The organism is Bartonella sp. B30(2025) (assembly GCF_053793825.1).
The window spans coordinates 375,307-401,562 of sequence record NZ_CP200034.1 but is presented as its reverse complement, the minus strand read 5'-3'; the positions used below and the strand labels follow the sequence as shown (position 1 = coordinate 401,562).

General features: G+C 39.2%; 34 protein-coding genes. 7 read left to right on the top strand and 27 right to left on the bottom strand.

All coding sequences use genetic code 11. From position 1 onward, the window contains the following. Window positions 1–139: 139 nt before the first annotated feature. Window positions 140–1,057, top strand: a complete 918-nt coding sequence (locus V4P55_RS01780; RefSeq protein ID WP_455474751.1) for a YopJ/AvrA family T3SS effector serine/threonine acetyltransferase — start codon at window positions 140–142, stop codon at window positions 1,055–1,057. Window positions 1,058–1,235: 178 nt separating this feature from the next. Here V4P55_RS01780 and V4P55_RS01775 read toward each other — a convergent pair whose 3' ends face one another. The 6 genes from V4P55_RS01775 to V4P55_RS01750 all read right to left on the bottom strand — a co-directional run bounded on the left by V4P55_RS01775 (window position 1,236) and on the right by V4P55_RS01750 (window position 3,590). Beyond that, complete coding sequence (locus V4P55_RS01775; RefSeq protein ID WP_455474750.1) at window positions 1,236–1,454, bottom strand: hypothetical protein; 219 nt, start codon at window positions 1,452–1,454, stop codon at window positions 1,236–1,238. Further along, window positions 1,447–1,590 (bottom strand): hypothetical protein, encoded by a 144-nt coding sequence (locus tag V4P55_RS01770; RefSeq protein ID WP_455474749.1) that lies wholly within the window; start codon window positions 1,588–1,590, stop codon window positions 1,447–1,449. The genes V4P55_RS01775 and V4P55_RS01770 overlap by 8 nt, the downstream gene beginning before the upstream one ends. Continuing rightward, a complete protein-coding gene (locus V4P55_RS01765; protein WP_455474748.1) occupies window positions 1,583–1,810 on the bottom strand; it encodes a hypothetical protein in 228 nt (75 codons plus the stop codon). The genes V4P55_RS01770 and V4P55_RS01765 overlap by 8 nt, the downstream gene beginning before the upstream one ends. After that, complete coding sequence (locus tag V4P55_RS01760; RefSeq protein WP_455474747.1) at window positions 1,807–2,469, bottom strand: lysozyme; 663 nt, start codon at window positions 2,467–2,469, stop codon at window positions 1,807–1,809. The genes V4P55_RS01765 and V4P55_RS01760 overlap by 4 nt, the downstream gene beginning before the upstream one ends. Before the next feature lie 108 nt (window positions 2,470–2,577). Further along, on the bottom strand, window positions 2,578–2,853 hold the full coding sequence (locus V4P55_RS01755) for a hypothetical protein (protein WP_455474746.1): 276 nt from the start codon (window positions 2,851–2,853) through the stop codon (window positions 2,578–2,580). Continuing rightward, window positions 2,850–3,590, bottom strand: coding sequence for an antA/AntB antirepressor family protein (locus tag V4P55_RS01750; RefSeq protein WP_455474745.1), 741 nt, complete (start codon window positions 3,588–3,590; stop codon window positions 2,850–2,852). Before V4P55_RS01750 ends, V4P55_RS01755 begins: the two co-directional genes overlap by 4 nt. 472 nt (window positions 3,591–4,062) lie before the next feature. Here V4P55_RS01750 and V4P55_RS01745 point away from each other — a divergent pair, with 472 nt between their 5' ends. Next, window positions 4,063–5,508, top strand: a complete 1,446-nt coding sequence (locus V4P55_RS01745; RefSeq protein WP_455474744.1) for an AAA family ATPase — start codon at window positions 4,063–4,065, stop codon at window positions 5,506–5,508. 215 nt (window positions 5,509–5,723) lie between these two features. Here the strand turns inward: V4P55_RS01745 and V4P55_RS01740 are convergent, their stop codons facing one another. The 8 genes from V4P55_RS01740 to V4P55_RS01705 are packed head-to-tail and all read right to left on the bottom strand — an operon-like array spanning window position 5,724 to window position 11,881. Then, on the bottom strand, window positions 5,724–7,040 hold the full coding sequence (locus V4P55_RS01740) for a phage late control D family protein (protein WP_455474743.1): 1,317 nt from the start codon (window positions 7,038–7,040) through the stop codon (window positions 5,724–5,726). Then, complete coding sequence (locus V4P55_RS01735) at window positions 7,037–7,258, bottom strand: tail protein X (protein ID WP_455474742.1); 222 nt, start codon at window positions 7,256–7,258, stop codon at window positions 7,037–7,039. The genes V4P55_RS01740 and V4P55_RS01735 overlap by 4 nt, the downstream gene beginning before the upstream one ends. Further along, the gene (locus V4P55_RS01730; protein ID WP_455474741.1) at window positions 7,255–7,644 is read right to left on the bottom strand and encodes a phage tail protein; all 390 of its coding nucleotides are present in this window, start codon (window positions 7,642–7,644) and stop codon (window positions 7,255–7,257) included. The genes V4P55_RS01735 and V4P55_RS01730 overlap by 4 nt, the downstream gene beginning before the upstream one ends. A 5-nt stretch (window positions 7,645–7,649) precedes the next feature. Beyond that, window positions 7,650–9,587, bottom strand: a complete 1,938-nt coding sequence (locus tag V4P55_RS01725; RefSeq protein ID WP_455474740.1) for a phage tail tape measure protein — start codon at window positions 9,585–9,587, stop codon at window positions 7,650–7,652. Further along, window positions 9,584–9,646 carry a hypothetical protein gene (locus tag V4P55_RS01720; RefSeq protein ID WP_455475093.1) on the bottom strand — a complete coding sequence of 21 codons (63 nt, stop codon included), beginning with the start codon at window positions 9,644–9,646 and terminating at the stop codon, window positions 9,584–9,586. The genes V4P55_RS01725 and V4P55_RS01720 overlap by 4 nt, the downstream gene beginning before the upstream one ends. 47 nt (window positions 9,647–9,693) lie before the next feature. Beyond that, the gene (locus V4P55_RS01715; RefSeq protein ID WP_455474739.1) at window positions 9,694–9,981 is read right to left on the bottom strand and encodes a phage tail assembly protein; all 288 of its coding nucleotides are present in this window, start codon (window positions 9,979–9,981) and stop codon (window positions 9,694–9,696) included. Between the two features lie 2 nt (window positions 9,982–9,983). Beyond that, complete coding sequence (locus V4P55_RS01710) at window positions 9,984–10,490, bottom strand: phage major tail tube protein (protein WP_455474738.1); 507 nt, start codon at window positions 10,488–10,490, stop codon at window positions 9,984–9,986. Further along, window positions 10,490–11,881 (bottom strand): phage tail sheath subtilisin-like domain-containing protein, encoded by a 1,392-nt coding sequence (locus tag V4P55_RS01705; protein ID WP_455474737.1) that lies wholly within the window; start codon window positions 11,879–11,881, stop codon window positions 10,490–10,492. Before V4P55_RS01705 ends, V4P55_RS01710 begins: the two co-directional genes overlap by 1 nt. 168 nt (window positions 11,882–12,049) lie before the next feature. Between V4P55_RS01705 and V4P55_RS01700 the strand changes: the two genes are divergently transcribed. Continuing rightward, window positions 12,050–12,358 carry a type II toxin-antitoxin system HigB family toxin gene (locus V4P55_RS01700; RefSeq protein WP_455474736.1) on the top strand — a complete coding sequence of 103 codons (309 nt, stop codon included), beginning with the start codon at window positions 12,050–12,052 and terminating at the stop codon, window positions 12,356–12,358. A gap of 2 nt (window positions 12,359–12,360) precedes the next feature. Beyond that, window positions 12,361–12,732: a helix-turn-helix domain-containing protein gene (locus V4P55_RS01695; protein WP_455474735.1), complete on the top strand. Its 372-nt coding sequence runs from the start codon at window positions 12,361–12,363 to the stop codon at window positions 12,730–12,732. On the opposite strand, the gene V4P55_RS01690 is transcribed toward V4P55_RS01695, so the two are convergent. Genes V4P55_RS01690 through V4P55_RS01660 form a run of 7 tightly spaced genes read right to left on the bottom strand, consistent with a single transcriptional unit; the run spans window position 12,727 to window position 20,276 of the window. After that, complete coding sequence (locus V4P55_RS01690) at window positions 12,727–13,686, bottom strand: Bgr_08870 family protein (RefSeq protein WP_455474734.1); 960 nt, start codon at window positions 13,684–13,686, stop codon at window positions 12,727–12,729. The genes V4P55_RS01695 and V4P55_RS01690 overlap by 6 nt on opposite strands. Window positions 13,687–13,698: 12 nt before the next feature. Further along, a complete protein-coding gene (locus V4P55_RS01685; RefSeq protein WP_455474733.1) occupies window positions 13,699–16,839 on the bottom strand; it encodes a DUF4815 domain-containing protein in 3,141 nt (1,046 codons plus the stop codon). A 1-nt stretch (window position 16,840) separates the two neighbouring features. Beyond that, window positions 16,841–17,947: a phage tail protein gene (locus V4P55_RS01680; RefSeq protein ID WP_455474732.1), complete on the bottom strand. Its 1,107-nt coding sequence runs from the start codon at window positions 17,945–17,947 to the stop codon at window positions 16,841–16,843. Then, window positions 17,947–18,774: a baseplate J/gp47 family protein gene (locus V4P55_RS01675; protein ID WP_455474731.1), complete on the bottom strand. Its 828-nt coding sequence runs from the start codon at window positions 18,772–18,774 to the stop codon at window positions 17,947–17,949. The genes V4P55_RS01680 and V4P55_RS01675 overlap by 1 nt, the downstream gene beginning before the upstream one ends. Then, on the bottom strand, window positions 18,771–19,112 hold the full coding sequence (locus V4P55_RS01670; RefSeq protein WP_455474730.1) for a GPW/gp25 family protein: 342 nt from the start codon (window positions 19,110–19,112) through the stop codon (window positions 18,771–18,773). Before V4P55_RS01670 ends, V4P55_RS01675 begins: the two co-directional genes overlap by 4 nt. Beyond that, entirely contained in the window at window positions 19,109–19,753 is a 645-nt protein-coding gene (locus V4P55_RS01665; protein ID WP_455474729.1) for a phage baseplate assembly protein V, read from the bottom strand. The genes V4P55_RS01670 and V4P55_RS01665 overlap by 4 nt, the downstream gene beginning before the upstream one ends. Next, window positions 19,746–20,276 carry a hypothetical protein gene (locus V4P55_RS01660; protein ID WP_455474728.1) on the bottom strand — a complete coding sequence of 177 codons (531 nt, stop codon included), beginning with the start codon at window positions 20,274–20,276 and terminating at the stop codon, window positions 19,746–19,748. Before V4P55_RS01660 ends, V4P55_RS01665 begins: the two co-directional genes overlap by 8 nt. 92 nt (window positions 20,277–20,368) lie before the next feature. Between V4P55_RS01660 and V4P55_RS01655 the strand changes: the two genes are divergently transcribed. Further along, the gene (locus tag V4P55_RS01655) at window positions 20,369–20,473 is read left to right on the top strand and encodes a CopG family antitoxin (RefSeq protein WP_455474727.1); all 105 of its coding nucleotides are present in this window, start codon (window positions 20,369–20,371) and stop codon (window positions 20,471–20,473) included. 148 nt (window positions 20,474–20,621) lie between these two features. Here the strand turns inward: V4P55_RS01655 and V4P55_RS01650 are convergent, their stop codons facing one another. From V4P55_RS01650 to V4P55_RS01640, 3 genes are all read right to left on the bottom strand, one after another. After that, window positions 20,622–20,897 carry a hypothetical protein gene (locus V4P55_RS01650; RefSeq protein ID WP_455474726.1) on the bottom strand — a complete coding sequence of 92 codons (276 nt, stop codon included), beginning with the start codon at window positions 20,895–20,897 and terminating at the stop codon, window positions 20,622–20,624. Further along, entirely contained in the window at window positions 20,894–21,613 is a 720-nt protein-coding gene (locus V4P55_RS01645; RefSeq protein ID WP_455474725.1) for a phage antirepressor KilAC domain-containing protein, read from the bottom strand. The genes V4P55_RS01650 and V4P55_RS01645 overlap by 4 nt, the downstream gene beginning before the upstream one ends. A 432-nt stretch (window positions 21,614–22,045) precedes the next feature. Beyond that, window positions 22,046–22,828: a hypothetical protein gene (locus tag V4P55_RS01640; protein WP_455474724.1), complete on the bottom strand. Its 783-nt coding sequence runs from the start codon at window positions 22,826–22,828 to the stop codon at window positions 22,046–22,048. 416 nt (window positions 22,829–23,244) lie between these two features. On the opposite strand from V4P55_RS01640, the gene V4P55_RS01635 reads away from it, so the two are divergent. Further along, entirely contained in the window at window positions 23,245–23,778 is a 534-nt protein-coding gene (locus V4P55_RS01635; RefSeq protein ID WP_455474723.1) for a Panacea domain-containing protein, read from the top strand. After that, window positions 23,768–24,286 (top strand): hypothetical protein, encoded by a 519-nt coding sequence (locus V4P55_RS01630; protein WP_455474722.1) that lies wholly within the window; start codon window positions 23,768–23,770, stop codon window positions 24,284–24,286. Before V4P55_RS01635 ends, V4P55_RS01630 begins: the two co-directional genes overlap by 11 nt. Before the next feature lie 155 nt (window positions 24,287–24,441). Here V4P55_RS01630 and V4P55_RS01625 read toward each other — a convergent pair whose 3' ends face one another. The 3 genes from V4P55_RS01625 to V4P55_RS01615 are packed head-to-tail and all read right to left on the bottom strand — an operon-like array spanning window position 24,442 to window position 26,255. After that, window positions 24,442–24,798, bottom strand: coding sequence for a head-tail joining protein (locus tag V4P55_RS01625; protein WP_455474721.1), 357 nt, complete (start codon window positions 24,796–24,798; stop codon window positions 24,442–24,444). Further along, window positions 24,798–25,874 carry a major capsid protein gene (locus V4P55_RS01620; RefSeq protein WP_455474720.1) on the bottom strand — a complete coding sequence of 359 codons (1,077 nt, stop codon included), beginning with the start codon at window positions 25,872–25,874 and terminating at the stop codon, window positions 24,798–24,800. The genes V4P55_RS01625 and V4P55_RS01620 overlap by 1 nt, the downstream gene beginning before the upstream one ends. A 12-nt stretch (window positions 25,875–25,886) precedes the next feature. Then, window positions 25,887–26,255, bottom strand: a complete 369-nt coding sequence (locus V4P55_RS01615) for a head decoration protein (RefSeq protein ID WP_455474719.1) — start codon at window positions 26,253–26,255, stop codon at window positions 25,887–25,889. Window position 26,256: the final 1 nt, after the last annotated feature.

The following is a 26,256-nucleotide window of genomic DNA, read 5'->3' as shown; positions in this document are numbered from 1 at the left end:
GATCCACTTCATGAAGCGAGATATCATTTTTACACTTTGGTAGGTAACGATTATTTCTTGAAGCATTTCTTTAGACATTATTTTACCAAAATATAAATCAATTATATCCAGCACTGATTACTAACTGGAGATTAATACTATGAAACCTAGTGATTTTAAGGCTGTTGCCTCTTCTTCTTCACAAGTGCAAGAAAGCGATGTAGAAAGTAAGTCGCTGGAAGGTGCCAGCGCAAATTTAGAAGAAGACAGAGAATTCACTCCTGAAGAATTAAAAGGTGTTATTGCAGGTTTAGAGAAAGATATTGCTGATGGTAGTTGGATACATGCTAATTATGCGCATACAGATCTCAGAATGATGCCTGCCTTGGTAGAGCAAGCAAACAAAAAGTATCCAGAAATGAATCTTCAATTAGCAAATAACCCTTATCACCTTGCTTTCCTCATGAAAAAAGCAATCGATGATGGGGTTCAATCTTCTAGATTTATCATTAGCTCGAAGGAGACAGTAATTCATTTTGCGGTCATTGATTATAAAGCTCTTGGCGATAAAAACTCCTTCATATTTTTTGAGCCAACAACATTCAATGGTATACTACAAGACATGCTAAGAATGAAAACATTAATGGCTGTTAAATCTCGCGAATTGCCTAATTGCCATTTTTCCATGGTGGAGATGGATATTCAACGAAGCTCTTCTGAATGTGGAATATTTAGTTTAGCTCTTGCTAAAAAACTGCATACTGAATCTGACCGATTAAGAAAAATGCACGAAGATAATGTTGAAAATATATTATGTGAACCAGATATGCCTTTGCCCTCTCATAAATTAGATCAGTATCTTCCTGTTACTTTTTACAAACATACACAAGGAAAGAAACGTCTCGAAAAATATATAGAATCAAATCCAAGTGCTGTAGGTGAAAAAATTAACAAAAAAGAGGAAACTATCTTTGAAAGATACGATAAAAACTTAGTTACAACTAAAGAAAATAAGACTGTCTCCGTTTCGTCACATCAGAAGAGAATTCGTGAATATAAATCTGCTCTATCTTTATGATGCAATTTTTTAACACTTTTGTGTAATGCAAATGGATGTTTTTTTACTATGAATTTAAATTTGTAATAATTATAAACGCGATTTTAGTTGAATCAATCCTTTGTTATTACATGTTTACTTTTAGTAATAGAGAAACAAATTTATTGTGTAGTATAAAAAGCTTCTTTAAGCGTTCATTTTAATTTTTTAAAAACCACTGCTTTAAGTGTGCAAAAATATTGTCTAGCGCATCCATGAGACGTGCAAATTCAAGAATAAGTAGAAAGATGATGAATGCGATCCACTTCATGAAACGAGACATCATTTTTACACTTTGATAGGTAGTAATTATTTCTTGAAGCATTTCTTTTTCTGCATCTGTAAGCTCTATTACTTTTTCAGTCTTTTTTCTAACCATGTTTCCACCCACATAGACGTTCACCTTGCTGATTATGCTTTAAAATATCCCTTGCTAAGCCAGAACTAATTGCTGTAACATCTTGCTTTTCCAAGTAAATTGGCATCCAGCCAATACATGTTGAACGTTCATTCATCACGCACCCAGCGAGAAAGCTCAACACGCACATCAGCATCACTTTTCTTGTTAATCTCATTTTCCACCTCAAGTCGTATTGTTGCTGCTTCTAAAGCTTTCTTTGTTTGCTTTTGCTGCTCAGAATTTTTTCCAAAGTAAAAAGCTTTTGCTATAGCCATAAAAAAAGCAGCTAAAGCTGCTACAATGAGTATAAGATTTTTCTTTATCCGCCAGATCATAAACGTTGCTCACGAAAACGTTTGGCAACAAAAACAACACCTGCACATGCCGCTAAAACCATAATAACAGCGAATGCCCATTGAACTGGACCATTGCCCGCTAATAAGCCTCCAAGCCCTGAAAAAGAACCTATAATCGGTGCTAAAGCTTCTGCTTTGATAAAACCTGTTGGTTCTTTTGTTTCTACTCTTTGATAATTTGAACAAACATAAGAGCCTTTAGCCCATAATCCTGCTTCTGCTGCACGGCGGTTTACAAGACCTTGCAGACGTTTTCCCCCTGCTTTCGTCCATTTCTGTAATTCAAATGGCACTGCTTCATAATCACCCTTATTAAGCTTTCTGAGCAATGTTGAATTGCAAAACGCTTTTATTCCTACATTATAGCAAAAGGATACTAACGCTGCGAATTGCTCATCGGTTAAAGAGACAGCGACTGCTTGATCAACAGCCTTCTCAAATTGTTTTAAATCTTGAAATAAAATCTCTTCTGCTGTTCTTTCAGTGATGCTCATGTTTTTATGAACAAAAGGCTTTCCAGCGTTACTTGTATGACCATAACCTATTGTCCATATACCGGTAGCATCTTGATAAGACTGTAATCGCAATCCTTCCCATTGTTTAATGAGAGCAAACCCTTCTTTGGATATTTTTCGCATATTTTTCCCTCCATAAAAAAAGCCCCGCAAAAAGCGGAGCTGATTGATACATTTAAAATTAATGGTTCCCGTCTTTAACAACGAGAAACGATAAGCTGCATTATAAGATTAAGCCACTTTCTTAAGCGAGCTTTTTAAGTTCGGATCATATGCCTTCAACAAAGGATCGATACCACGAGGAAACTCTGAATCTCCAAAGTCTGTAAGAACCGCTAAAAGCTTAACAATATGCGCATCTTTCTCGATCTTTGAAACCAAAGCTTTTTCTACCACACTCATGGTGTTAACTATAGCGTTACATTCTTCATCTACAACACCATCACGATTGCAAAGCTTAAACAACGCTATCCACAAATCACACAAAGAATCGATATTAATATTCATTGTACACCTCCGTGGATTTGCTCTCTCAAACATGCCAATCCTTTTGTGGTGATTTTTGTTGAAGGCAAGACCTTTTCTGTGCCATCGGATCTTTGAATCGTGATGGTCGGGCAATCCATGAGACCTTTCTTGATCTTATCTTGATAAGGTAATAATGGAGACCCCGGAGCGCGCCGATAAACCCAATCATTTCCACGCAGATAATCAATTAAATCTTTTGGTCGTACCTCTAATACCTTTGCTGCTTCTGTCAGACCAAACAAACCATCAGAACGGGTTAAGTGGTCATAAGCTATAACCTTAGGAGTTTGTTGTTCAATCAACGCATCTTTATTTTGCAACTCCTCTTGCATATGGGTGATGACGCCAAGTATCGTGCGTGGATCCGAATAATCAATTTGTGGAATAGACATTTGCTTTGCACGCCGTTCGCATTCAATGAAATACTGTCGTGCTTCTCTACCTTTCTGATTATTTTCAACCATGGAAAGTTCTTTAGCTACATCCAAAGTAAGAGCATAATCCTTAGAAGGACGACCACCTTGAAGGTTTTCCCCAAAATTGGTGAAAACTATATAATCCCTATTTTCTATAAATCTGTATTTGTTGATACGATCTTTAATCCATGTTGTAAAATCGCGACCTACTTCCAAAAACACATGTAGATCGCGCGCATTCACCGTTTGAACAGTTTCCTGCCCGATCGTTTGTTTTGATATTGATATGAGAGTGTCCATTATTGAACTCCTATCGATTAGAGGTTTTTGATTGACACCCACAAGGGCGCCGGGTGCTCAAAAACACGGTCGATAGTCCGTCGTTACACTTTCCCCTAAAAGGGTATTGTATAGTATAACCACACCCGACAAAATCATTGTACACTTGTAGTGCATAATGAGTCAAAGCCTTAATGTGCGGAAAAGAGATTATTTCGGTAATCTATCCGCTATCGATTCAAGGTGTTTTTGAGGCACCTGAATCAAATTTAGATACATTGTTGTGATATTGTCAAGTAAAAAATAATTATCTGCCTCCTTTCTTATTCTGCTCAATCATAAAAAATTTTTGCCATGATCGATACAAAACAATATCATTTTTTTATTCAAAATAGATAAAATAAGAAAAATATTACCAACATATTGTTTAATTGTATTACGATCATTATATACTTTTTGATAAATAAGTACTTTTAATAGGAGGGCTTTAAACATGCAATTTGTTGCTTTTGAATTTGAAAATTTTAGAGGAATTTCAGCTCCTGTAAAAATAGATCTAACAGATGGAGATCCATCTTTTCCTTTTGTTCTCGTTGGAGATAATGAAGCAGGAAAAACAACAATCCTGAAAGGTATTGAAATAATTTATTGTCTTTTTTATAACCAGGGTTTTCATAGAGTTGACGAGGAGTTTATTGCTTTTGCTCGTCCCAAAGGTTGTCGCTCTATTGATGCAATTACCTTAACAGCACATTTATCTTATAATGAAGATGAAGAAAGAGAGCTAAAAGAAAAACAATTTATATCTACAAAAAATGTTTCCAGCAATAATAGAACATTAGCAGTGTCTTTTGCTTATCATTTTAAGCATGATCAATTTGATGGTCTATACATATCAGTCAATAACGAAAAATTACAGCGTGGACATAAAATTATAAAATGGATAAAAGATTCCATTCCTGAAATTGTTTATTATAATTACTGTATTCATGGCGATATCCCTGACACAATTAGATTTGTGAAAAGTGATAATTTAAAGAATTGTCGTTTTAATATTTGCAATGATAAGCTTTTTACATTAGAAGAAAACTTACAATGGCAAGTACTCCTCCAAATACTTTTTAAAGGGTGTTATCGTAGAAATAATAATGGTATCTCTTATGAAGATTTTGAGCATAACATTGATTTTCAGAAAAATATTGTTGATTGCAACGATGAACGTACTGTTGATAAACATTTAAGATCTATCAGTTATTATTTAAATTCAATAATTGCAAAAGACTGGTTAAATATTACTCGCAATAAAGAATCTCCTTATGTTTTTTCCTTAGAGAAGAAGAACAATAAGCATAATGACAACCTTTTTGTAGATTTTCGTATGCGCATTGAGAAAGATGGTAAATGCTTTTCTTGGAATGAAATAAGTCAAGTATTTCGTTGGTTTTTTTACTTTAAAATTTTCACAGAGATGAACACAGATATGAGTTGGAATGAACATGGAATTATCTTTCTTCTAGATGATCCAGAAAGTAAATTGCCTATTAATTTACGAAAAAACTTCATAAATTCTTTAAATAATCTGTCACGTTCAGAGAACAAAAAAGTGATTTATTCAACTTATTCTCGTGATTTTATCCATAAAGGAGCACTTCAAAACTCATTTGCTCTGCACAAAAAAGCAAATAATAACTTTTCCCATCAAATCATTTGTGAAAAACTAAAAAAACAGAGTTATATTTTTTCTCTGTGTCCATTGCGTTTTATGCGAAAAAACATAAAAATCTTAGATAAATCAAAAAAAATCATAGAAAAAAATCTACAGGAAGATAAAGATACTGTCAGTGTACAAAATTATAATAATATTGACGAATTAGGACAATATGCAGAGAATAGGGATGTTTGGGGAGGGATGGACTCTGGCTCTAGTTGTTGTGATTAAAAGCTGTTTTATTCATATTTGTTTAGCCAGAATAAGCTTTTTTTCTATATCTGTGACAATATTATTTTTATTGATAACATTTTTGTATTCCCCAATTTAAAAAAGCATCAAAGAATCTCTGCCTGTTAAAATAATCAAATTTAAGCTTCAATCTGCAAAAATACCGTCTGTTTTCGTTTTAAATAGAGCCTCTTTGTTGTTTTAAACTTATTTTCTCACATATCTCCCTCGCCCATATGGATAACATCTTCTCCTTCATCATATGAAGTGTCAGGTGGGGCGTTGGGATCAATCATGTCATCCTTATCGGGCAGTGTATTTGCGATGTTTCCCGCAGCATCTTCTTGTGCTCCATCAAAGAATTCACATTCTATGTTTGTGATATACCCGCCTATCTTATCAAATTTGTGCTTAACGCTTTTAATGCGCCATTCTGCTGGAATATAAGGTCGAAGTGGCGGCTCTTGAACAAGCTTCGCTTCTGCTTGAATGAGAGGATTGCCACCCATGCTACACGAAAAGGATGATTTCCCACGTGATGATTTGTTGCGATAAGAAGCAATGGCTGCAACCGCTTCTGATTGATTATGATAGGTGTATTTTAATTCATGAAAGGGAGCATTCCCAACTTTGACTTCTTTTTTCTCACCACTGCGTAAATCATAATAAGCAGCAAGAACACCACCCTTTTTCTCTTCCTCTTGTTCAGGTGTTTGTTCTGTTTCTTTTAGATTCAGTGATGTAGAGCTTTCGCTTATCTCTCCTTCATCCTCATCCATATGGATAAAGTTTTCATCCTCTCCAATTTCTTCTGGTGCTCGTGCATTGGCAGCCGCTTTTTGATCGTCCCCCACATCTATTTCTAAGCCATTAGCTGCCCCTGCTTCCTCACGTGCGCTGTACTTAAAATCCCAAGAGCTACACATTTTCTCATTGATGGAAACGATAGGAAGTGGCTCACCCGTTATGGCTTTACCAAACCCGCGCTTGGCAAGCACAAGTTTCCCATCAACAGGCTTTGCAACAGCGTCATATTCTGCGGCAAGGCGTGCAGCAAAAGCCATATCACTTTCCGCTGTTTGGTCAATGTGACGCACAACAATCTTGGCAAGAGTGGGATCAACCTTTGCTGTATAGCCATTGCGCTGTGCTATTTCCTGGATAATACTGCCTAATGTTTGTTGGTGATAAGATTGACTTTTGGGTGTTCTGTAGGAGGTGTTCATTGAAGCAGCACGCCCTGTAACACTGAGACTTTGCGGTGGGCTGCTTACCGATATTTCATCAATCAAGTAGGTTCCCATATCACGCATCACTCCCCCTGCATAGCCAAGAGTGACAGAAAGAACTGTCCCAATCAAAGGAATATCAAGAAAGCCATTATCATTTTCCCTTGCACGATCATCAAGCTCTATGGTGATGCGGTCGCTTTTTTCTTCTGCTTCATCGGTAATTTCAATCGACAAAACATAATCCATTAAAGAGCTTGTAATGTCTTTACCATTAGCCATCACTTTACAAAAAGGCTTCATTTGCTTCCCCAGATTCTGATCACTGGTGTGGCTTTTGGATAAGGGAGAGAAGGTAAAATGATCGTTATCCCTGCTTTTAAGATTGCTCCATAATCTGCAAGACCATAGTTTGCAGCATAAACACGCTCAACGGCAAGGGCTTGCTGACCTTTGGGATAATATTTCCAGCAAATGGCATCAACCATGTCACCCTCTTTGGTTACGTAAAGATCACTCACCAACCCCCTCCATCTTCTCCGTATTCTTTTAATCTCACGGTAAATTCTTGCTTCTTTGGAGTACCGTTTTTATGGAAAAAGCTTTGCTTTTCCTCAACAGAAAGAATGACAAATTTCCCTAAAATTCTCCCCTGTCCCGTCACAAGAATATGTGCACCGTTATGCGCCATCCGCCGCAATTGTTCTAGCTGTCTAGTCCCACTTTTAAAGTCTGGATACACCACACCTGTTAGGGAAAACTCTGCGTTTGCAACGGCTGGCAATTGCAGTGCGGCTTTTCTCCCCAAGCGCCCCTGCTCAACCCATGGAACATCGTAAAACAGATCAAGTTTTTGATAAGCTGCCGTTTCCACCGAAAAAATAAAGTGTCCCAAAGCCAACATCATGACAATTAATCCGAAAAACTCGAAGCAATCGCTAAGCGCTGTTGTCTAGCATGACGTTCAAGGGCTTGATTGACCGCAGCATGAATGTCACTGGGAGAGCCACTTCCCCCCGAAATATTCAAATTGCTAATCGTGATAGAAGCATCTATTTCAGAAGGCTTATGAACCATGATTGGTTCAGAAATGTTAATAGCTTCAGTTTTTATTTTTGTCGTTTCAATTGAGCGATTACTGTTTTGTTGTTTAGGTGGAGTATTGGTAACAACTGTTGCATCGGCTATTCTCTTTACGCGTGCACTAGTTTCTTCAGTAAGATTTTTAATAGTCTCCGTTGAATTTTCGTTGATTGTAGCGCTAAAACCTAGCTTTTCTTGCATCCAATTTGGCATCCAGCTGGTCAATTTTTTAACCGCACCGCTAAGCCAATTGTACATTGTCTGCCATGCGCTTTTCATGCCTTCCCAAAGCCCACTAATCAGGTTAGCGCCTGCTTTGACCAAACTAAGCCCACAAAACCAATCAACAAATCCGCTGATTGTATTTGCGAGAAAATTCCATAACGCACCAAGAGACGCTATGATTTTATTCCAGTGCTTGTAAAGAAAATATCCCGCAGTCACGAGCAAGAAAACTCCACTTATGCCAGGTATGAATAACGCAAGCAAAGCGCGTGAAAAGTTGCCTACACTGCTGGTAATAGAGTCAAAAAAATGATCAAGATATTCGATGACCTGATCCCAGTACTTGTAAAGAAAATACCAAGAAACCGCAAGCGCTACTATTGCGGCGATTATCCAGCCTATAGGCGTCGTTGCTATAGTAAAACCAAGCGTGACAAACGCTGCTCCAAGTGCAGCTAACGATGCAATGAGTGGTCCAAAGATGAATGCGCTAAGTGCCACAAGACCTATCTTAAAGAGAGTGATTTCACCAATCAACGGCTCCATCCACTTAAACCAGCCTTTTATTCTCTCGGTAATATCTGCGATGCCCTGTCTTAAATCAGAAGTAGGATCACGCAAATCTTTAAGCACTTGTTTTAAGGTTTTCGCCCAGTGAGAAACAGCTGTTTTGATGAGTTCTCGGTTTTCATCAATCAATGCGGAAAAAGCATCAATCAAATCACTCATAATAGGCATGAAACGCGCCCCGATAAAACTGGCAACTCCTCCTAATTGACTCTTAAAAGCACCAAGCTTATCACTTAAATCTGCTGCATAGCGTGCGACATCGGCACCTATCATCCATTTTCCTTTTCGCGCATCTGCAAAAAGACTTTTGATTTTTCCCATGCCCTGTGAGAGCATAGCAGCCATTTCCTTCCCATCCCCACCAAAAAGCAGAGCCGCAATCTGTTGTCTTTGTGCTTGATTGTGCATCTTGCTCATCTTGTCGGTGATTTCTTCCAACAAAATTGAATTTGACTTAAGTTTCCCAGAGGCATCTTTGACAGAAATACCAAGTGCCTCAAATCCCATCATGCCTCTTCGTTGCCCAGCATATGCTTGTGCAGAACGTCTATTTAACACTGCTAAAGATTGTTGAAAGAGTTCAGCAGAAGTCCCCGAATTGTCTGCTGCATCGCCCCATAACTGAAGCGCTGCAACACTCATGCCTAAATGCCGTGACGCATGATAAAGACTATCCCCCATATGCATGGTTTTCACAGTGACAGCAGTTAAACTTGCCACCAAACCACCACCAGCAATACCTAAAGCACCAGAAAAGACCGCTGTACGACTTGCCGCAGTGCTAAGGGCGCCTTGAACACCCTTAAGGCTTGCCGTCATCTTTGTTACCGCAGCAGAAAAACGAGGAACACTCAATTTATGCGATAATTTCTCTGACAACTCTCTAAACTTCTTTTGTACACGTTTAAGAGGTGCAGTGATTTTATCTTCAAGCGTTAATTTTACCTTTGCATCAGCAACTTTTTTACTCATTTTGTTTTATACCTTTCTGCGGCTTTCTTGCGCCAAAAGATTAACTCCTGTGGTTCCATTTCCAGCATGTCTGAAAGTGACCAGTGAAAAACAATGGCAATATCTGCTATGAGTTTAGCGGCGGTTTCCCAGTCGAGATATCCCGCCGCTTGATAAAAGATTCCAAAATTTCTCCAATGCTCGACAAATCTTCAATATCCAGTTCTCCAACCGCTTCATATGGCCATTCAGAAAGACGCGCGATCATTGCTATCGTTTGCTCGATCCCTTCCTTTTTATCAATCGCTTGCAAATCCTTTGTTTTGGCACGCCGTAAAGTGATTTTTGTGTGTTCTTTTCCTTCAAATTTAACGGGAACAAGTAATTGATGGGTAATGCTTGGTTGTGTTGCCATTTTTATAATCCTAAAAATTCTCTGTGTTTTGCTAATTGATCGACACCATTAAATTTTCTCACCATGTTGATCGCATCTATTTCGACAATCTCAACGTCCTTCTGAACATATTTGAAGTAATGCAATGTGAATGTCGCTGTAGAAGTCGCTTTACTGCCTGGTTGCCATTCTGCCATTTCAAAGCCTTTGCAAAGCCCTCGCATAGTGATCGCAACCCCTTCTGCTGGTGTGCCTTGCGCTTGCATCGAACTTCGCAAAGAGATGTCAACATCAGACCGTCCCAATTGCGCCATAAGCTCTGGAGAACAATCAGAAATCGTCATGGTCAGTGTTAAAACCTCAAGTCCCATATCCAACTCAATGGGCACATCCATGCCGCCGCCACGGTAACTTTCAACAACGAGATTCAAATTCGGTAAAGTCACGCTTTCACACTTTGCTTGATAAGGAATGCCATCGACATAAATGTTAAAATATTTCAAAATCCTTGGTAAAGTTGGTACAGCCATCAAGCAATCTCCTCTAAATAATCATGAGTAATTCGCGAACGGAAAGTGATATGTTCTGCTGGGGTTGTTGGTGTAAATTCAACATTGAAATAAACTTTTCCGCTTTCGATAGCGCTTGCTGTATTCAGCTCTAGATCTGGAGAACAGCGTCCACTCAGAATTGCCCCTTGTGCTTTTAAATCACGCAAATAAGCATTGACGCTTTCGCTCACATCACTCATGTAGGTTTTTTTGATATTCCTATCGACAGCCCACAAATGTCCGCGCAAAATGGCATCGTTAATCATATCCGCAGTTCTCACCACCGATAAAAAAGCAAATTTTATATCGCTTGAAAGCGTACGATTTCCCCACAAGCGGTAGCCATTTTCGCGGATAATGGTTGTGATATTTTGCTCATTAAGAAGATTCGCGCGGCTAGATCTATCACCAATGGAAAAATCAATTGGGCGCGCTATACCAACAATCCCATTGATGACTTTATTGGAAGGAGAATGCCAAAAGCCGTGGGTGAAATCTGTTTTAGCAATAACACCGGCAACTGCTGCACTCGCTGGTTCTGTTAGAATTTTTCCATCATGATTCACAGTGACAAAGGGATCAATAATCATCGCACGTTTTGAATCAAAATCCTTTGCGACTGCAAAAGCTGCTTCATCTGTCGTGTTTGGTGCATCAATGACCACAATGGCACGCAACCGCTCTGCAATGCCAAGAAGCTCTGCGGCTACAGGATTAGACGTTGCTTTGATTTCAGCCTTAGCTGTCGCACCTGCCCCGTCACCTTCAATTGTCACACTTGGTGCTGTTTGGTAATCAGTACCATTGTCCTTAATAACAATAGACGTGATTTTTCCATCTGAAATAATCGCCTTTGCTGTAGCACCACCTGTAATTTTAACCGTTGCTCGACTATAACCACTTCCTTGGTTCGTAACATTAATCTTGCTAAGGGTTACTGGACGTTGATGCGTAAAACCTGGGGCAATTAAAATGCGTGGTGTTTGTCCAACAATGGATTGCGCTCCAATCAAAGCATGGACACCTTCATAAGCACCGTTGCTATTCACACCTCCAAGAATATTGCTGAATGTTGTGTGTTTGTTATCGCCTTCCTCCACCCGCACAACGACAACAATAGCACCCACTTGCTTGAAAATCAGATCAAGAGCATTGAGTAAAGTGCCTCGCCGCTTGCCTGTTTTATCAAGCTTTGCTGCTTGTGAAAGGGAACCAGAAACCAAAACCGGGGTATTAAGCGGAAATGCTTGCGCATCCGCATCTGGTGCCGTTCCTACAATCCCGATAACGGCTGATTGAGCCGTACGAAGTGAGCGCGTACCGTCATCGGACTCGATAACTTCAACGCCATGTAAAAAGCCTGCTGCCATTTTTTTATGCTCCTTTAAATAATTGGCTAATGTTAATGAATTGGGAAAAAGAGTGATTAGAAATAGCCGCTCTGGAAAACTGCATATCCTTAATTTTTGTGCTTTTTTATAGAAATCTTGACTTAGTACCATTTTGGTACTATTTTAAATGAAAGTCAGAATATGGTTATGAAAATTATTAAAATCTCCACACTTCAAACCTTTTGGAAAAAATATCCTGATGCTGAACAAGCGTTAAAAGCATGGGTTGATGAAGCGAAAGATGCGCAATGGCGTTCTCCTCATCACATTAAAGAGAAATATAAAAATGCAAGCATACTAAAAAATAATCGCGTTGTTTTTAATATCAGAGGAAATGACTATCGCTTAATTGTCTCGATCTTTTATCCAGCAGGCTGGCTTTATATAAAATTCATCGGAACGCACAAGCAGTATGATGCAATTGACGCTAATACTGTAGAACTAAAGGAGTTTTAAAAATGAATATAAAACCCATTCGTACTGAAAAAGATTATCAAGAAGCGTTGGAAATTGTCTCTGCAATGTTTGATAATCAGCCCAAAGTTAATACTCCAGAATTTGATCAAATGGAGATTCTTGTTTTATTAATTGAAGCTTATGAAGCTGAACATTATCCCGTTTCTCCTCCCCATCCAATTGAAGCTATAAAATTTAGAATGGAGCAAATGAATTTAACCGCTAAAGACCTTGTTCCTGCAATCGGTCACTTAAATCGTGTTTACGAAATTTTGAGTGGAAAAAGAAAATTAACATTACGCATGATTAGAAACTTGCATCAGCAATTCAATATCCCGCTGAAAAGCCTGATCTCTTATCCGAAAACCTCATGACTTTATGGCATAAACGACTGTTGCATTAACAGGTCGCGTTTCTGCTTCACCCGTTGGGGAAAGAGTTGCTTTGTGCGTGTGAGCACCAGCAGGTTTTGTTACGTTTTCTATGGATGCATAGTGAAACTTACCAACCGCTACAAAATTGAGATCATTCCATCCACCAGCATAATTAGAAAGCTGTTTAACTCCATTATACTGAAAATTATGGGAATGCTCGCCCGCTTCTTCAAGAATGCAATCATGCGTATGCGATTTTATGCTGTCTTTTTGTTCGGTTGCAAAATCTCTCTCTGGATCTAAACCGCGACCATTATCAAAACCACGTAAAAACATCCCTCTCAAATCAGGAACTTTAAAGGTTGTCTCGCTATCTTTTCCCCATTTATCGCCTATTGCCTCAAATAATCGTGGATACTCTTCACGTTCATAGGTCGCACCATCACATAAGAGCCAACCGCTTGGCACTTCTTGCATGGCGAATGTGGCAATGAATCCAGCGGGGAAAATTGCCTTCATTGTTTGGTATATTTCCTGAAGTGTCGCTGAAGATTCTTCTTTTGTGCAATAATTCTCCTCAAGCCCAACAATATCTTCAGTCTTATGTTGATGAGGACCTAAAAGCGATTTAGCACTACCAAAGGTAAAATTATTGTTACTTGACTTGTAGAGAACATAATTATTAGCCGCATCTTGTGCACCCTCGACATCTGCTAACTCAGAAAGTGCAAAACTCTTATCCGCAGGCATCTTGCCTTTGAGAGTTGTCTCAAGACCTGTGATATCGCTTATCGTATGTACATGTTGTGAAGGTGCTTTTTCTTTTACTTGTGTTTCAATATCTGCAATTGCTTGATCAATTTTTGTCAAATTTTCACGCAAGATAGGAAATTCAGCGCTGATAAAGCGCCCTTCTTGAGGAAGTTCCAAATTCAATTTTTCTGTTTTTGCCATTTTCCACTCCAATTATAATATACCTGCGCCAAAATCACGCACCATCGATCTTGATGCGGGACCACCAGTCAGTGTGAATTTCAAGCGTGCCTGTTTAGCTGTTTTGTTATCACTGATAAATTTACGTTCCGTCCAAAGCGGCTCAGCGAGTTGTTCTGTCTCCTCCAACGTCAGCGGAATAAAAGCTCCATCATCAAATTGGATCTCCATTTTGAAGGTCGCTCCACCTGGTAAAAAGCTTTTAATATAGCTGGTGAGCTTTGACCGTTCTCCAAAGGCAAAAGCACGGGTCACATAAGTGGCTTGTTTGTGGATTTTCCCTGCAATAAGTTCAACAGGAGCAAACAAAACAGGCGAGAGCTTTTCAGTCCCCTTGAGAATAGCGCGCAACTGAACCTTTTCGCTGATATATTCTGTTAAACTGAGCAATTGAAACGGAAGTAATTGGTAAATTGTGCCATTGTTTCTTTCAATTTCAAACACGACAGAACAATCACTGGAAGGCAATTCAATCGCTGCCCGCACTTGTAAATCTGAGCAATCAACAAGGTCAAACTCTCCTAAATTGACAGTTTTTTCTGTTTGCGTATAGCGTGCTGCTAACACCCGAAAGGTTAAAGCCTCGTCTTGATGAGCTGTCCAACTTCGCGCATTAACAGAAGAAAAACGTGGACCTGTCACATAAGGGTGACTTGAGACAACTCTTTGCTTTTCTTCATCAAAACCTCCAAGCTTTGCCAATGAGATAGCATGATGACCATCATCAGTCTTAATAACAAAAGCCGTAAGACGATCATTAGAAACCGTTAACGGCACATCATAGCGTGCCTGTGCCCAGCCCTCCTTGGCTTCTTTCATGGAATAGGATGTTTGTGCTTGGACATCGGCTGTGGGGTATCCGTTCTCTGTGGTCACTAAATCAATCACCAAATCATGAGCAGGATCACCAATTTTACAAAGGTAGAAATCAATAGCTGTGACTTGACGTGTTTCATCGGGAATGAACACTTGCGCTTGTGGGTCAGATTTTGTCCAGATACGCACCGTTGTGGTGCGCCGCATAACTTGTACATCAATCACACCCTGTCCTGTAAAAAGACCCGTTGCAGTTGTTCCCCCTTTGCCCTTCGCCACAATATTTTTCGTGCCTGCAGTGATATTTTCAGGAATAGTAAATGTACCTTCAATGACACCTTTGGTATCGGCAACAAAATGCTTGTTTTGCAAAACATCCACATCATCAAAGGTGAGGCTTTCCAAAATTTCTCCTTTGCCAAAACCTTCAATTTTAAAATCAAGATCAATTTGTCTTAAAAAATCTATTTGTTCTTGATGTGCATCAACAAGAACATTTTTCACTTCCGTAGTCGTGATACTTTTTTGGGATCTCCCCGTAAACAGTTGATTGGTTACGCTAGAAAGCCACTCTGTGCGCTGTTCGTGCCAAAAATCTGTCGCTGGTGTCAGTGTTACCATACCCGGCAGAGGTGCAAAATTTTGATAAGGATTGATTTTTTCACAAGCCGTTGCCAACTCTTGTGCGATAATGACTTCGTTTTCCCAATCAAGCGTTACAGGAGATTTTAAAGTAGCAGTATAAAATGTTGGCTCAATGGCAAGCTGCAAAATGCCGTTTCCAATGGCTCCTGTCTGTGAAACTCCCTCATCTCTATAAGCATCATCAAGGAAGGGATCAACAAACATACCCTTTTTTGCCACAGGCTCTTTTGCATCAACATTGCTTTTAATCCGCTCTAACTGCATGAGACGGTCAAGGGAGAGAACACGCTGGAAATAGCGCCACATCTCATCATAGGGGGCAACCCGGGTGCCATCATTCTTGACAATGGGTAAATCCATCCAATTATTGGTGATCGTAGCCAAAGACAGCACATCATCAGGCACACTCGGTGCCATGGGATCATCGGCTGAAACCCCCTTGATGTAAACCACTGTGCCTTGTGCATTCAATCCTAGGCGATCAATTCGTGGTAATTTATAAGTATAACTGACAATGATATCACCACCTTGTGCGCCATCTGAGATAGTAATCTCTTGCGCTGTGATTTTATCAGCAATGACTTGCGCTCGATAGCGGTAGGTGACCATATAAGTACTGCCTGAAGGCGGCTCATCACCAGCTAGCCCCCAATCAATTGTATCACCCGTTTTTTTAAAGTCAGTGCCTTCTTTAAATTCCTTGTCCCCTTGAATGACTTTAATAAACGATGTGATACTTTTATCAGGCACGCCATCACGTCCTGAAGCGATCGCCCCACGCGTGACATGGGCGGTTTTTTCTTTGGTCAGCAAAAGAGAATGAATGGCGGCAACAGGAAAGTAATAAGGTTTAAAGGTGAAACTTGTTTCCCCTTGCTTTGTTGAAAAAATATGGGTTTCACTTGGCACAACCCCTTCAGAAAAATCCTCTAATTCCTCATGTCTCAAAGCCGCAAGGCGTTTGCGTTTAAAACCATGAATATTGGCTTCCCCTTCCTGAATACTGAAAACTTGATTTTCTCCATTTTTGCCCAAAGCTGTAACACGGCAACCATTGACAATATAATGACCGTGTGCACGATCATAGGTAGCAATCGCTTGCATAGCAGGCTCAAGCAAAGAAGGCGATTTTTGATCAATCAAAATACCATCTTGCAGCACATAAACAGGATAAAAAGAACCTTCTTGGGTATCATCTTTGAGTGCCCAGACCAGCTTTACTGTTTCGCGCGCTGCCCCTGGTTCACCTTCTGATAATGTCCCTGGAACTTGACCCAATAACTGAGGGTCATCCTCATGTGTAATCCACTTTTTTTGAAGTTTTACACCAATTTCCATGCGACCAACCATCGAAACATTTTCCAAAACAGCTCGTGAGACTGGGAAAATATCACCCGCAATAAAAATCTTACCATCCGTTAACGTGACAGTTTGGCTGTCTTTATTCACGAAAGCATCAGCACGCTCAATGCGATCGCCTTCTTTAGCCACCAATCGTCCCAAACGATCATGACGCCCTCTGATGATTGTTTGAACCTCATTTAATTCGCCACTTTGAAGAAAGGGACGCTCTCCGTAGAACACAACACTTTGTTGCTCATCCATGCCCACAGATCTATCAATCGCAAAGGGTAAACCACTTTCATGCTTCATTTTAAAACCTCAATAAAATTTTGAATTGTGTGCGAACATCTGCGCGTAAAAGAATGTTGACAGGTGTTTTTATAATCTCAACGCCTCCAATGAGTTCATCAACTCTCAACCAAAGCTTTCCTAAAGGGACGTGTTTTGCTGGAGTCGCATCAACTAAAACAGAAACAGAAGCGACTTGCTTATCATCAACGTTATGGAAATCTGTACGTGCAGCCAACAAGACCATTGCGCCTGCACTCGAAGGCTTAAAGTTTTCACCTAAATGACTGTAAACTCCATTTAATGCCTGCTCTACAGGCTGTATAATGTTACATCTGCGAATGCCAATAACTGTACCCTCGCTATCTCTCAAAACAAGATAAAGAGTTCGATTTCTAAACCACTGTGCCAAAAAGATATTACGCTCATGCCGCGTGATAAAACTCCAAGAAAAGTTTACGCCATCCCATGAATAGTGGAGCTTTTCCCAACTCAGCTCCTCATCGGGATCCTCTATCCAATTGCCAATCAATTGACCTTCTTCTTTACGAAGGGTGTGAGTGATGTCTACATCTTGTCCAAAAGAAAACAATGTATCGCTTGTTGTCATGCGCACACCACTCTCGCGATCCAGCAGCGCATTGTTCAATCTCGACATATTGCCTTCACAAGCCCCAACGCTATAACCGTAAACGGCACGTCTAAAATCAGAACGCAAACTTTTAGAAAGATTGATAATCGCACAAATTGCTTCAAGTTGGCTTTGTTCAGGTAAACTGTCAAAATCAAGCTGAAAGGAATTCCACCACACACGCCCTGCCCATGCTGGTATAAAACGGGCTGAAAGCTCCAACCATTCTAGTCCACTATCAAGGGCTGCTATAGACCCACGCACCTGCTGCCATTTGGAACCTTTATCAAGCAAATCATAAGGGTTTGGTACATAAGGTGTTAACTCACCAAACCCGTATTCCTCAATCAGCCATGGCAAAAAACGAGAGGAACATACAGTAAGTTTTAAACGTGAAATCCCCCAAATAATATCATCAACATCTTGATGAAAATCGCAAGCATCGGCAAGACATTTTTCAAATTCTGTCGCATTGCTGGCAAGCAAATATCCAACCATTAGCGTGCCCGACCTTTGAAGTTTAACGTGACTTTTCCAACAGACAAAACTTCTTTATCTAAAACAGCAATATCCTCCATTGGTTCAAGAGCAATAACTTTTTGCACACCACCAATCATCAATTTTGAAACCCACCATGATAAACTTAATTCGCGACCAAGCATTTGTTCTTGTCTCCATGCTGATCTTAAGTTTTCTTCCATTTGTGCTAAAATTGTCAGTGCCGTTTCTGGTAACAGCCAAACATCAGCTTCCAAATCCACCACCTTTGCTACAGCCGCGTGAACAATGATCGTATCATTGGTCATAATCACATCTTTTTCGTGAAGTGCTTCTGAGACTTTCTCTAAAAGATCTGGGCTGGCTGTTTCTTGCTTATTATTGCCAAAAAGTGCAACATGAATCGTTGGATCTTTCCCATTACGATAGACAATAGCATCTTTAACACGGTTATCTGCTGACAGAGCCACAAATTTATAATAGGGCTCTGTACCGCTACCTTTACCACTGCGAGCATGCAATTTAATGCGTTCACGATACCTATCATCACTTTCATCTTTCATTCGGTAAACACCGTGCCATTCTCCCAAAGCATCAAGGGAAGCGCCCGTTGCAAAAGCAAGAATGTTATCGCGTGCGGCTTCATTAATGCGTTGTCTTAAAAGCAATTCTCGGTAACTGAAAGCCTCAATGACTTTTATCGCCGGATCACTTTCAAGAAACGTATACTCGGGCAAAAGTTCTTTTAAATGAGCAAGACACGCTGCACGGATTTCCTCAAAAGAAAGTTCCGAAATGATTTCAGGTTTGGTAAGTGCTTTATTCATTTTATTAGCAATCCTTCCATGACAATGGGCTTTCCTGAAGGCAAATAAATCCCTGAAAATGACAAAGAAACTTTTCCAGCCTCAACCCATTGCAAATCAATTTCCTTCAATTGAAAACGCGGTTCCCACTGATCCAAAGCCTCCGCAATAGCTGCATAAAGCGAAACCGCAAAAGCATCATTCACAGGCGCATCTATGAGCTCAGAAACGCGTGAACCATAATCACGCCGCATCACACGAGACCCAATCCGTGTGGACAAAATATCAAGGATCGATTGACGCAAATGATCAATGCCTGATAAGGGCTGTCCTGTGTTCCGATCCATTCCTATGGTCAAATCGGAACTCCTGTTATAGAACTACCAGAAGCCACACCATTATGAACGTGAGATGCCCCTACATTTCTACCGTTATGGGTCAAAGAGCTGCCATTTATTGAAACATGACCGCCGGCTTTCAAAGAAAGATTGCCCCCTGCACTTAAGCTCACATCACTTTCTGAAGCAATTTTGAGACCATCAGGAGCTGTAAGTTCTAACATGCCACCCTCTCCTTTAACGGAAACGCCATCAGAAATCGTGAGCAGAAACTTGCCTCCTGACTGAATAGAAAGGGCATAAGCATTCTGTTCATCATCATATTCAATGGTCGTTCCATCAGGGTATATGGTTCGATGAATAATGCTCCCTTTATCCGCTGCTTGGGTCTCATCGGTATGAATGGAGCCAACTATCACCCCTTGCGATAAATCCCCCGATGACGACACAACAACAACTTGCTCGCCAATATCGCGCCCCTCATAAGAACAGGTTTTTCCAGCACGCGCTTGTGTATCTGGAATCCAGTCACTGACCAAAGCACCACTTCTCACCCGATAACGAGCATTCTTATGGTCAACATGGCTAATCTTTCCTACAACGACCATATTCGCCACACGACGCTTAAGATCGTTGATTTCCTTGTCGCGTCTCTCAAGCATGAAACCCCTCAATCTTTTGATATTTATCTTCGTTTTCTCTCCCTGTTTCGGGATCAAAACCAACAAAAGGCTCAACAAATCTCGCCTCTATACTTCCTTCATCGGTCTCAGAAATATTCGTTACATATGTGACTTCAAAGGTTAAAATGGCACCATGAAGCGCTACAGCACCGTTATCACCAAAGGCAAAAGCAATATTCTGTAACCGACAACTCTCAACCGTGTTGTTTAAATGAGGATTAGCATAAAAAATGCTTTCAACTTCCCATGCCAACTGATCAACACAGCGCGCTCCCTCTTCCTGTGTTGCGTAACATTCAACATCAACGGTTAAAACACGCCGCCGCAATCCATAATCATGCCCCTGTTCCAGTGTTTCGTTTTGTGTAGACACGTTAATGGCAGGCATGGTCTCAACAGAAAAATTAAAGTCCCGCATATTGAAAACACGTTCACCAGCAATTGTCTTTGCTGCCTTTATCAAGGCAATAAATATCTCTCTTATCGTTTCTCTCGGGTGCATAAAGGTTCCTGTTCAATAAGTTGATTTTGTTATATTTTATGGATATGTCTTATGAGCAGCCGCTAACATGCACCAAAAGAAAATCAGCCTTTATGAGAACTTCAAAATTAAAACAAATGCCTGTTTTTAAAACGGATGCAGAAGCAGCAAACTTTGTTGATACTGCTGATCTTACTGATTATGACTTAACTGGCTGAATTCTGGCTTAATACGTAAGCTGCTTACGACGTAAATGTCTTGCAATCAGAAAAGGCAAAAGAATTTGCCAAATCAATAAATTTAAACGTATGATTTAGCTTCCTTCCCACCTGTGAAGATGGGAAGATATATCATATTCCTTTCAAGTTAAGCCACTTTCTTAAGCGAGCTTTTTAAGTTCGGATCATATGCCTTCAACAAAGGATCGATAACTTTAGGAAACTCTGAATCTCCAAAATCTGTAAGAACCGCTAAAAGCTTAACAATATGCGCATCTTTCTTGATCTTTGAAACCAAAGCTTTTTCTACCACACTCATGGTATTAACTATAGCGTTACATTCTTCATCTACAATGCCATCACGATTGCAAAGCTTAAACAACACTATCCACAAATCACACAAAGAATCGATACTGATATTCATTGTACACCTCCGTGGATTTGCTCTCTCAAACATGCCAATCCTTTTGTGGTGATTTTTGTTGAAGGCAAGATCTTTTCTGTACCATCGGATCTTTGGATCGTGATGGTCGGGCAATCCATCAAACCTTTCTTGATCTTGTCCTGATAAGGTAATAATGGAGACCCCGGAGCGCGCCGATAAACCCAATCATTTCCACGCAGATAATCAATTAAATCTTTTGGTCGTACCTCTAATACCTTTGCTGCTTCTGTAAGACCAAACAAACCATCAGAACGTGTTAAGCCTTCAAGTGTCTTTGCTTTCGGTTCTAATTTAGCAATGATCGTGTCTTTCTGTTCTATCTGTCCTTGGAGATGTTTCAAAAAGCCAATCATTGCCTCAGGACTAGAATAGTCAATTTGTGGTGCCGATACTTGCTTCTCCAATTCTTGCCAACGATCAACTATCTTTGCTCGTAGTGTCGTACTGTAACCTGACACAAGAATTAAACATTCACGCTTGGGAAGATTATAGCAAGGAAGTGTACGACCTGTTGAATCCTTGTATAATCCTGTAAATTCACTCAGCTCAATTTTGAGCTCAGTGAATATTTGCCGAATATCACGCATGACATTTCGATGTTTCTTATCGCATAATGCAGCAATCTCGCGGCTAGACATAGTCTGAACCGCTGCACCATTAACAGTGCTTTCTGTAATTTCTATGAAAGTGTTCATAATTGAACTCCTATGCAGTTAAAAGTTTTTCATTGGCATCCAATAAAGGATGTCGGGTGCTGAAAAACACGGTGCATAGTCCGTCGTTACATTTTCCCCGCAAGGGTATTGTATAGTGTAACTACACCCGACAAGATCATTATACGCAGCAAGCGCATGACGAGTCAAAGCTTTTAATGTGCGGAGGAAAGATTGTGTCGGCAATCTACCCGCTATGCATTTAAGGCGTTTTTCAGGCACCTGAATCAAACTTAGATACATTGTTATGATATTGTCAAGTAAAAAATGATGCTTCAAGATTTCAGTAATCGATTTATAGAGTGGATATATACTTTGCGCGCTGTGCGTATTCAATACAATACTCCCGCGCGCGTTTGCCCGCTTTTTTTAAGAATTCTATTCATCTCTTCCTCTATGTCATCAGATTTTATTTTACCCCAAATAAATATCCTCAAAAGTTTCGCCTTCATCAATTATCAGAAAATTACCAATATGAAAAATACATTCAAGATTTTCGAGTGGATAATTCGAAGAAGTGTGTCCCAAAATAAGGTTAATAGGACATACTTTACGTAATCCTGTATCATTTTTTTTCTTGGAAAGTTTAATGTTTATCAAAAGAGACAACACCAAACTTTCTTTAGCCATTATCTGAAATATATTGTTGATATAATAACTGTTATTTTTCTTCTTAACACACCTAAAATCTATGTATTTTTTCTTTATAGAATAAGCATTAACATTGTATTTTTTAAATTTTTCTTTTCCAAATATACACACTCTCTCGCTGTCTTTAGGTTCGCGCAAAACCTTATGAAAAAAACTAATGCCCTCAAACTCATACGGATCTTCCTTATAAAGCTTGAAGTAATTTATGGTTATCATTTGATGGGTAGGGTTATAAAATTTTAATATTACCTCTTTTTTTATCTCATTTATGCCTATTGAACCTGCGAAAACAACATCCCTAATCTCAAAAGAAGAAAGTTGCAGCGGCTTTCCGAAAATTTTACGCTCACTTTCTTTACGTGACCAATTATACCATAGAAACATATTTATAATTACAGAACTACTTCCAAAAGCTTCAACGATATTTTTAAATTTTACTGCTGCTGAAGATTCAGTATCTAAAAACCAGTAAACAGTACCTAAGAAAACAAAAACAAACAGAAAACATACAATGAACCAAAGAGTTTTTATCTTAAGTGCAAGCATTATTTCACTCAATATCTATCATAATTATAAATTTGATTAAAAATGATTCTGTAGCTTAGATAAAGAACAAAAAGGATTGTTTGTTGCAAAAAAAAATCTATAAATACTTGTTTTATAAAATATTTAAGTGATCATTATTGAATGAAATTATTGTGAATCATTATGCGCACAACATACAATGAATCAAAGCTTTTAATGTGCAGGAAAAGATTGTTTCGTAACCAATCCGCTTACTATCATGGTATTTCTTAAGCACCTGAAATCAACATTAGACACATTCTAGCCATATTATCAATAAAAAATAGACGTTGTTTTAACAAAGTAACTTATTTATTGACATAATGTATTTTAAAAAATATAGGCAGGCAACATAATTTTTACACAATGTATTAATGTTGATTTGTGGAGCGTTTGCTATGGGCAAAACCCAGAAAAATAATGATGGCATATGTACAGTTCAAGAAATAGCTAATTTTTTTCTTGATAAAGGATATGAAGAAAATATTGCAATTTCGCCTATGAAACTTCTGAAATTGGTTTATTTCGCTTATGGTTGGGTTTTGGCAATTACAGATAAACGTCTCTTTTCTGATCCCATAGAAGCTTGGGAATATGGGCCAGTTGTCCGTGATCTGTACCATGAGTTTAAATGCTGGGGAAAGGATCCTATAAGTCGGAGGTCGCAGACAAGCGATCTTCGAACAGGAGGTACAGTTATCCCAAGGATTTTAAAAGAAAAATGTGACAGAAATATAATCAAAATATTAGATAAAGTTTGGGATGTCTACAAAGATTTTACAGCTATTCAATTGAGTGAAGAAACTCACAAGAAAGAAACTCCATGGTATAATACGTATCGCATAAAAAAGCTTATTAACGAACGATTGAATGATGATGAAATAAAAGAATACTTCAAGAGCAATACCAAAAGCCAAGAAAATGACCGATAAAATTGATCAAATATTAGATGAAGTTGCAATTCACGCTCGGGAAAGACTGCAAAATGTTTCAGGCAATTTTGAAAAACACGGTGATAAAGCCATCATTACGCGGAATAAGTTACGACAACATATAACAGAATTTATACAGGAATGTGATTCCACGAAAAAGATATTTCTTGCAATAGAAATTGTGATAGCACAGTTCGTAATTAAAGGTGTAACTTGGCTTATAAGGAAATTACTAGATTATTTCTTTACCGAACCTTTCTTGAGCGATCTAGTCAACTGCATAAAAATAGAAATAAAAGACTTCGCGGTTTTATTTATGAACGAAGAATCTTTAGACTTTAGGGAAGCGTTAGTAGATACCATCGTTGTGGTTATTCTAACACTCATAATATTCTTCTGTTTTCCAAAGAACGATTCTAAAATAAAGATTGATCAGTTAATAGACAATATATTTCAAAAAGCACCCCCATATTTCGAACCCTCCCCCAAAAACTGCCACAAAATTTAAAACTGCCGTAAAATTTTTAGTTTTCTTCTGAATATTCAAAAAATTCAAGAAAAGAAATTTGTAAATCGCTATCTTTGAAAAAGCAACAGAAGAGTATTTAAAGCGTGCGCAGATAATAAATCAAATAATACCATGTAAATGGCTAATTAAATCACTCAGAATAAAGATGCTTCACGCAAAACTAGCTTATACATGCCAGATTCTGAAGCTTGCACATCCGTTACAATGAAGTGTTCTTGAGAAGAAGCGTTGCTGTTTTCAGGAGACATAACGATAACGCTATCCTTAAGGCTTGGAGGTAATCCACCAATGTCATTAATACAAACATCTAGCTCTTTTCTTGGAATTGTCGTGAGTGTTCTGCCGCCCGCTTCCGATTCTGAATGCTTGATACTGTAAATTGCTGTAATATCAAAAGACTGCCCTGTCTCTTTTCGCGTGTAGACAACAGGCTGCCCAAAGGTGTTGCGTACATCTTTCACCATTTGCTTGAGCAACCCGTGCCATAACATTATTTCGCTCCTATAACGCCTTTAAAGAGCATTTCAGGACGCGTGCAAATATAAAGCGGATAGCTGTACACTTCAGGCTTGACCCACGCATTACGGTCGTGATCGACTATCAGCATGGTATAAAGAGGCTTTCCAATTGTATTGGCAAAATCTAAAGATTCCCCTGGAGCAAAGGTTTTCTGGAACACGCCGGGTGCATCAACAGGAAAGAATTGGCATTCACCAGGCTTAATCCCTATTGCACGTTTTGTCCCAGCTTTAGCCTTAACACTATAATTATGAATGCTTCGGTAATTAATAAAAGTCACCCCAGCAAAGTCAAAACTGCCAAAGCTCCCCGCCCCAATAGCACTTGGTGTTGTAACACCCCCTGCACTATTTAACGTCTGCGCTAAGGCGGTATTTAAATAGGTTTCACGGATGGTTTTATGATTTTTTAATTTAGAAAAGAATTCATTTCCACAAAGACCAATAATCCGTGAACGATCCGTAAAGGCACCACTTGATACCTCAATCATTTTCATAATCACTTGATCGACAATATCCGCAACATCTGTTGTCTCATTGTTTAGTTTAAAATCGAGTGGCTCTGGTGGCTTGATTTCCCATTCCTTATACCAATCAACAATCACCGATCCATCAGCATCAAGAACAACACCTTGAATAGCGCCAAGCTGCATATTCTCCCATGTCAGTTCAATTTCAGAAATCAGCTTCTTTTGCTTTTGAGCGATATATTTCATCGCTGTTTCGAGTTGATCTTCTGTTCCAAACTCTCGACGATTTTGGATTTCTTCTGACTTTACAGTATCACTTTTAGCAATACGCGTTGTTTTAAAAAAGCGAAGGTTACGATACCCTCTATCTCCTTCAGCTAAAGGTGCACCACGTTCACTTGTTTGAATCAGTGACAAGGTATTGTCACGTCTCTCAATGCCAACAACCGTCGTGCTTGTCTCAACATCCTCAAAAAGATTGAGAGAGCTGATAAGACTTGGCTGAAATTCGTAATTTTCAATCGCTTTCATCATTGTCGTGGCTGAGAAAGCGTCGTGTTTAAAAAAGTTCATGTCCATGTACGCATTCTCCTATCGCAATATAATTTTGTTGTTTTCTTCTAAAGACTTAATGGCTACCTTCTTTTGCTCATCCGTGATTGTATCGGGCCATATCAATTCAGAAGCTTTTACAGTACATAAACGCGCTGTAATAACTGCACGCCGATCTGTCTTTGTTGCATCAACATTGGCATAAGAAATGCCTGCTGGAACTTTGCTCCCATCCACGGATTTTAGATTAAGCGGGACATATTTTCCCGTTGCAGTCACTTTTCCCATGACAGTTCCTGCCATAATTTCTGCCCCTGATGCGAAGATAACCTCTTCATGGGATAAATCGGGATCATAACGCCCAAGATAAGCGCTATCACGAATGTCTTCATAAAAAATATTGCTCATT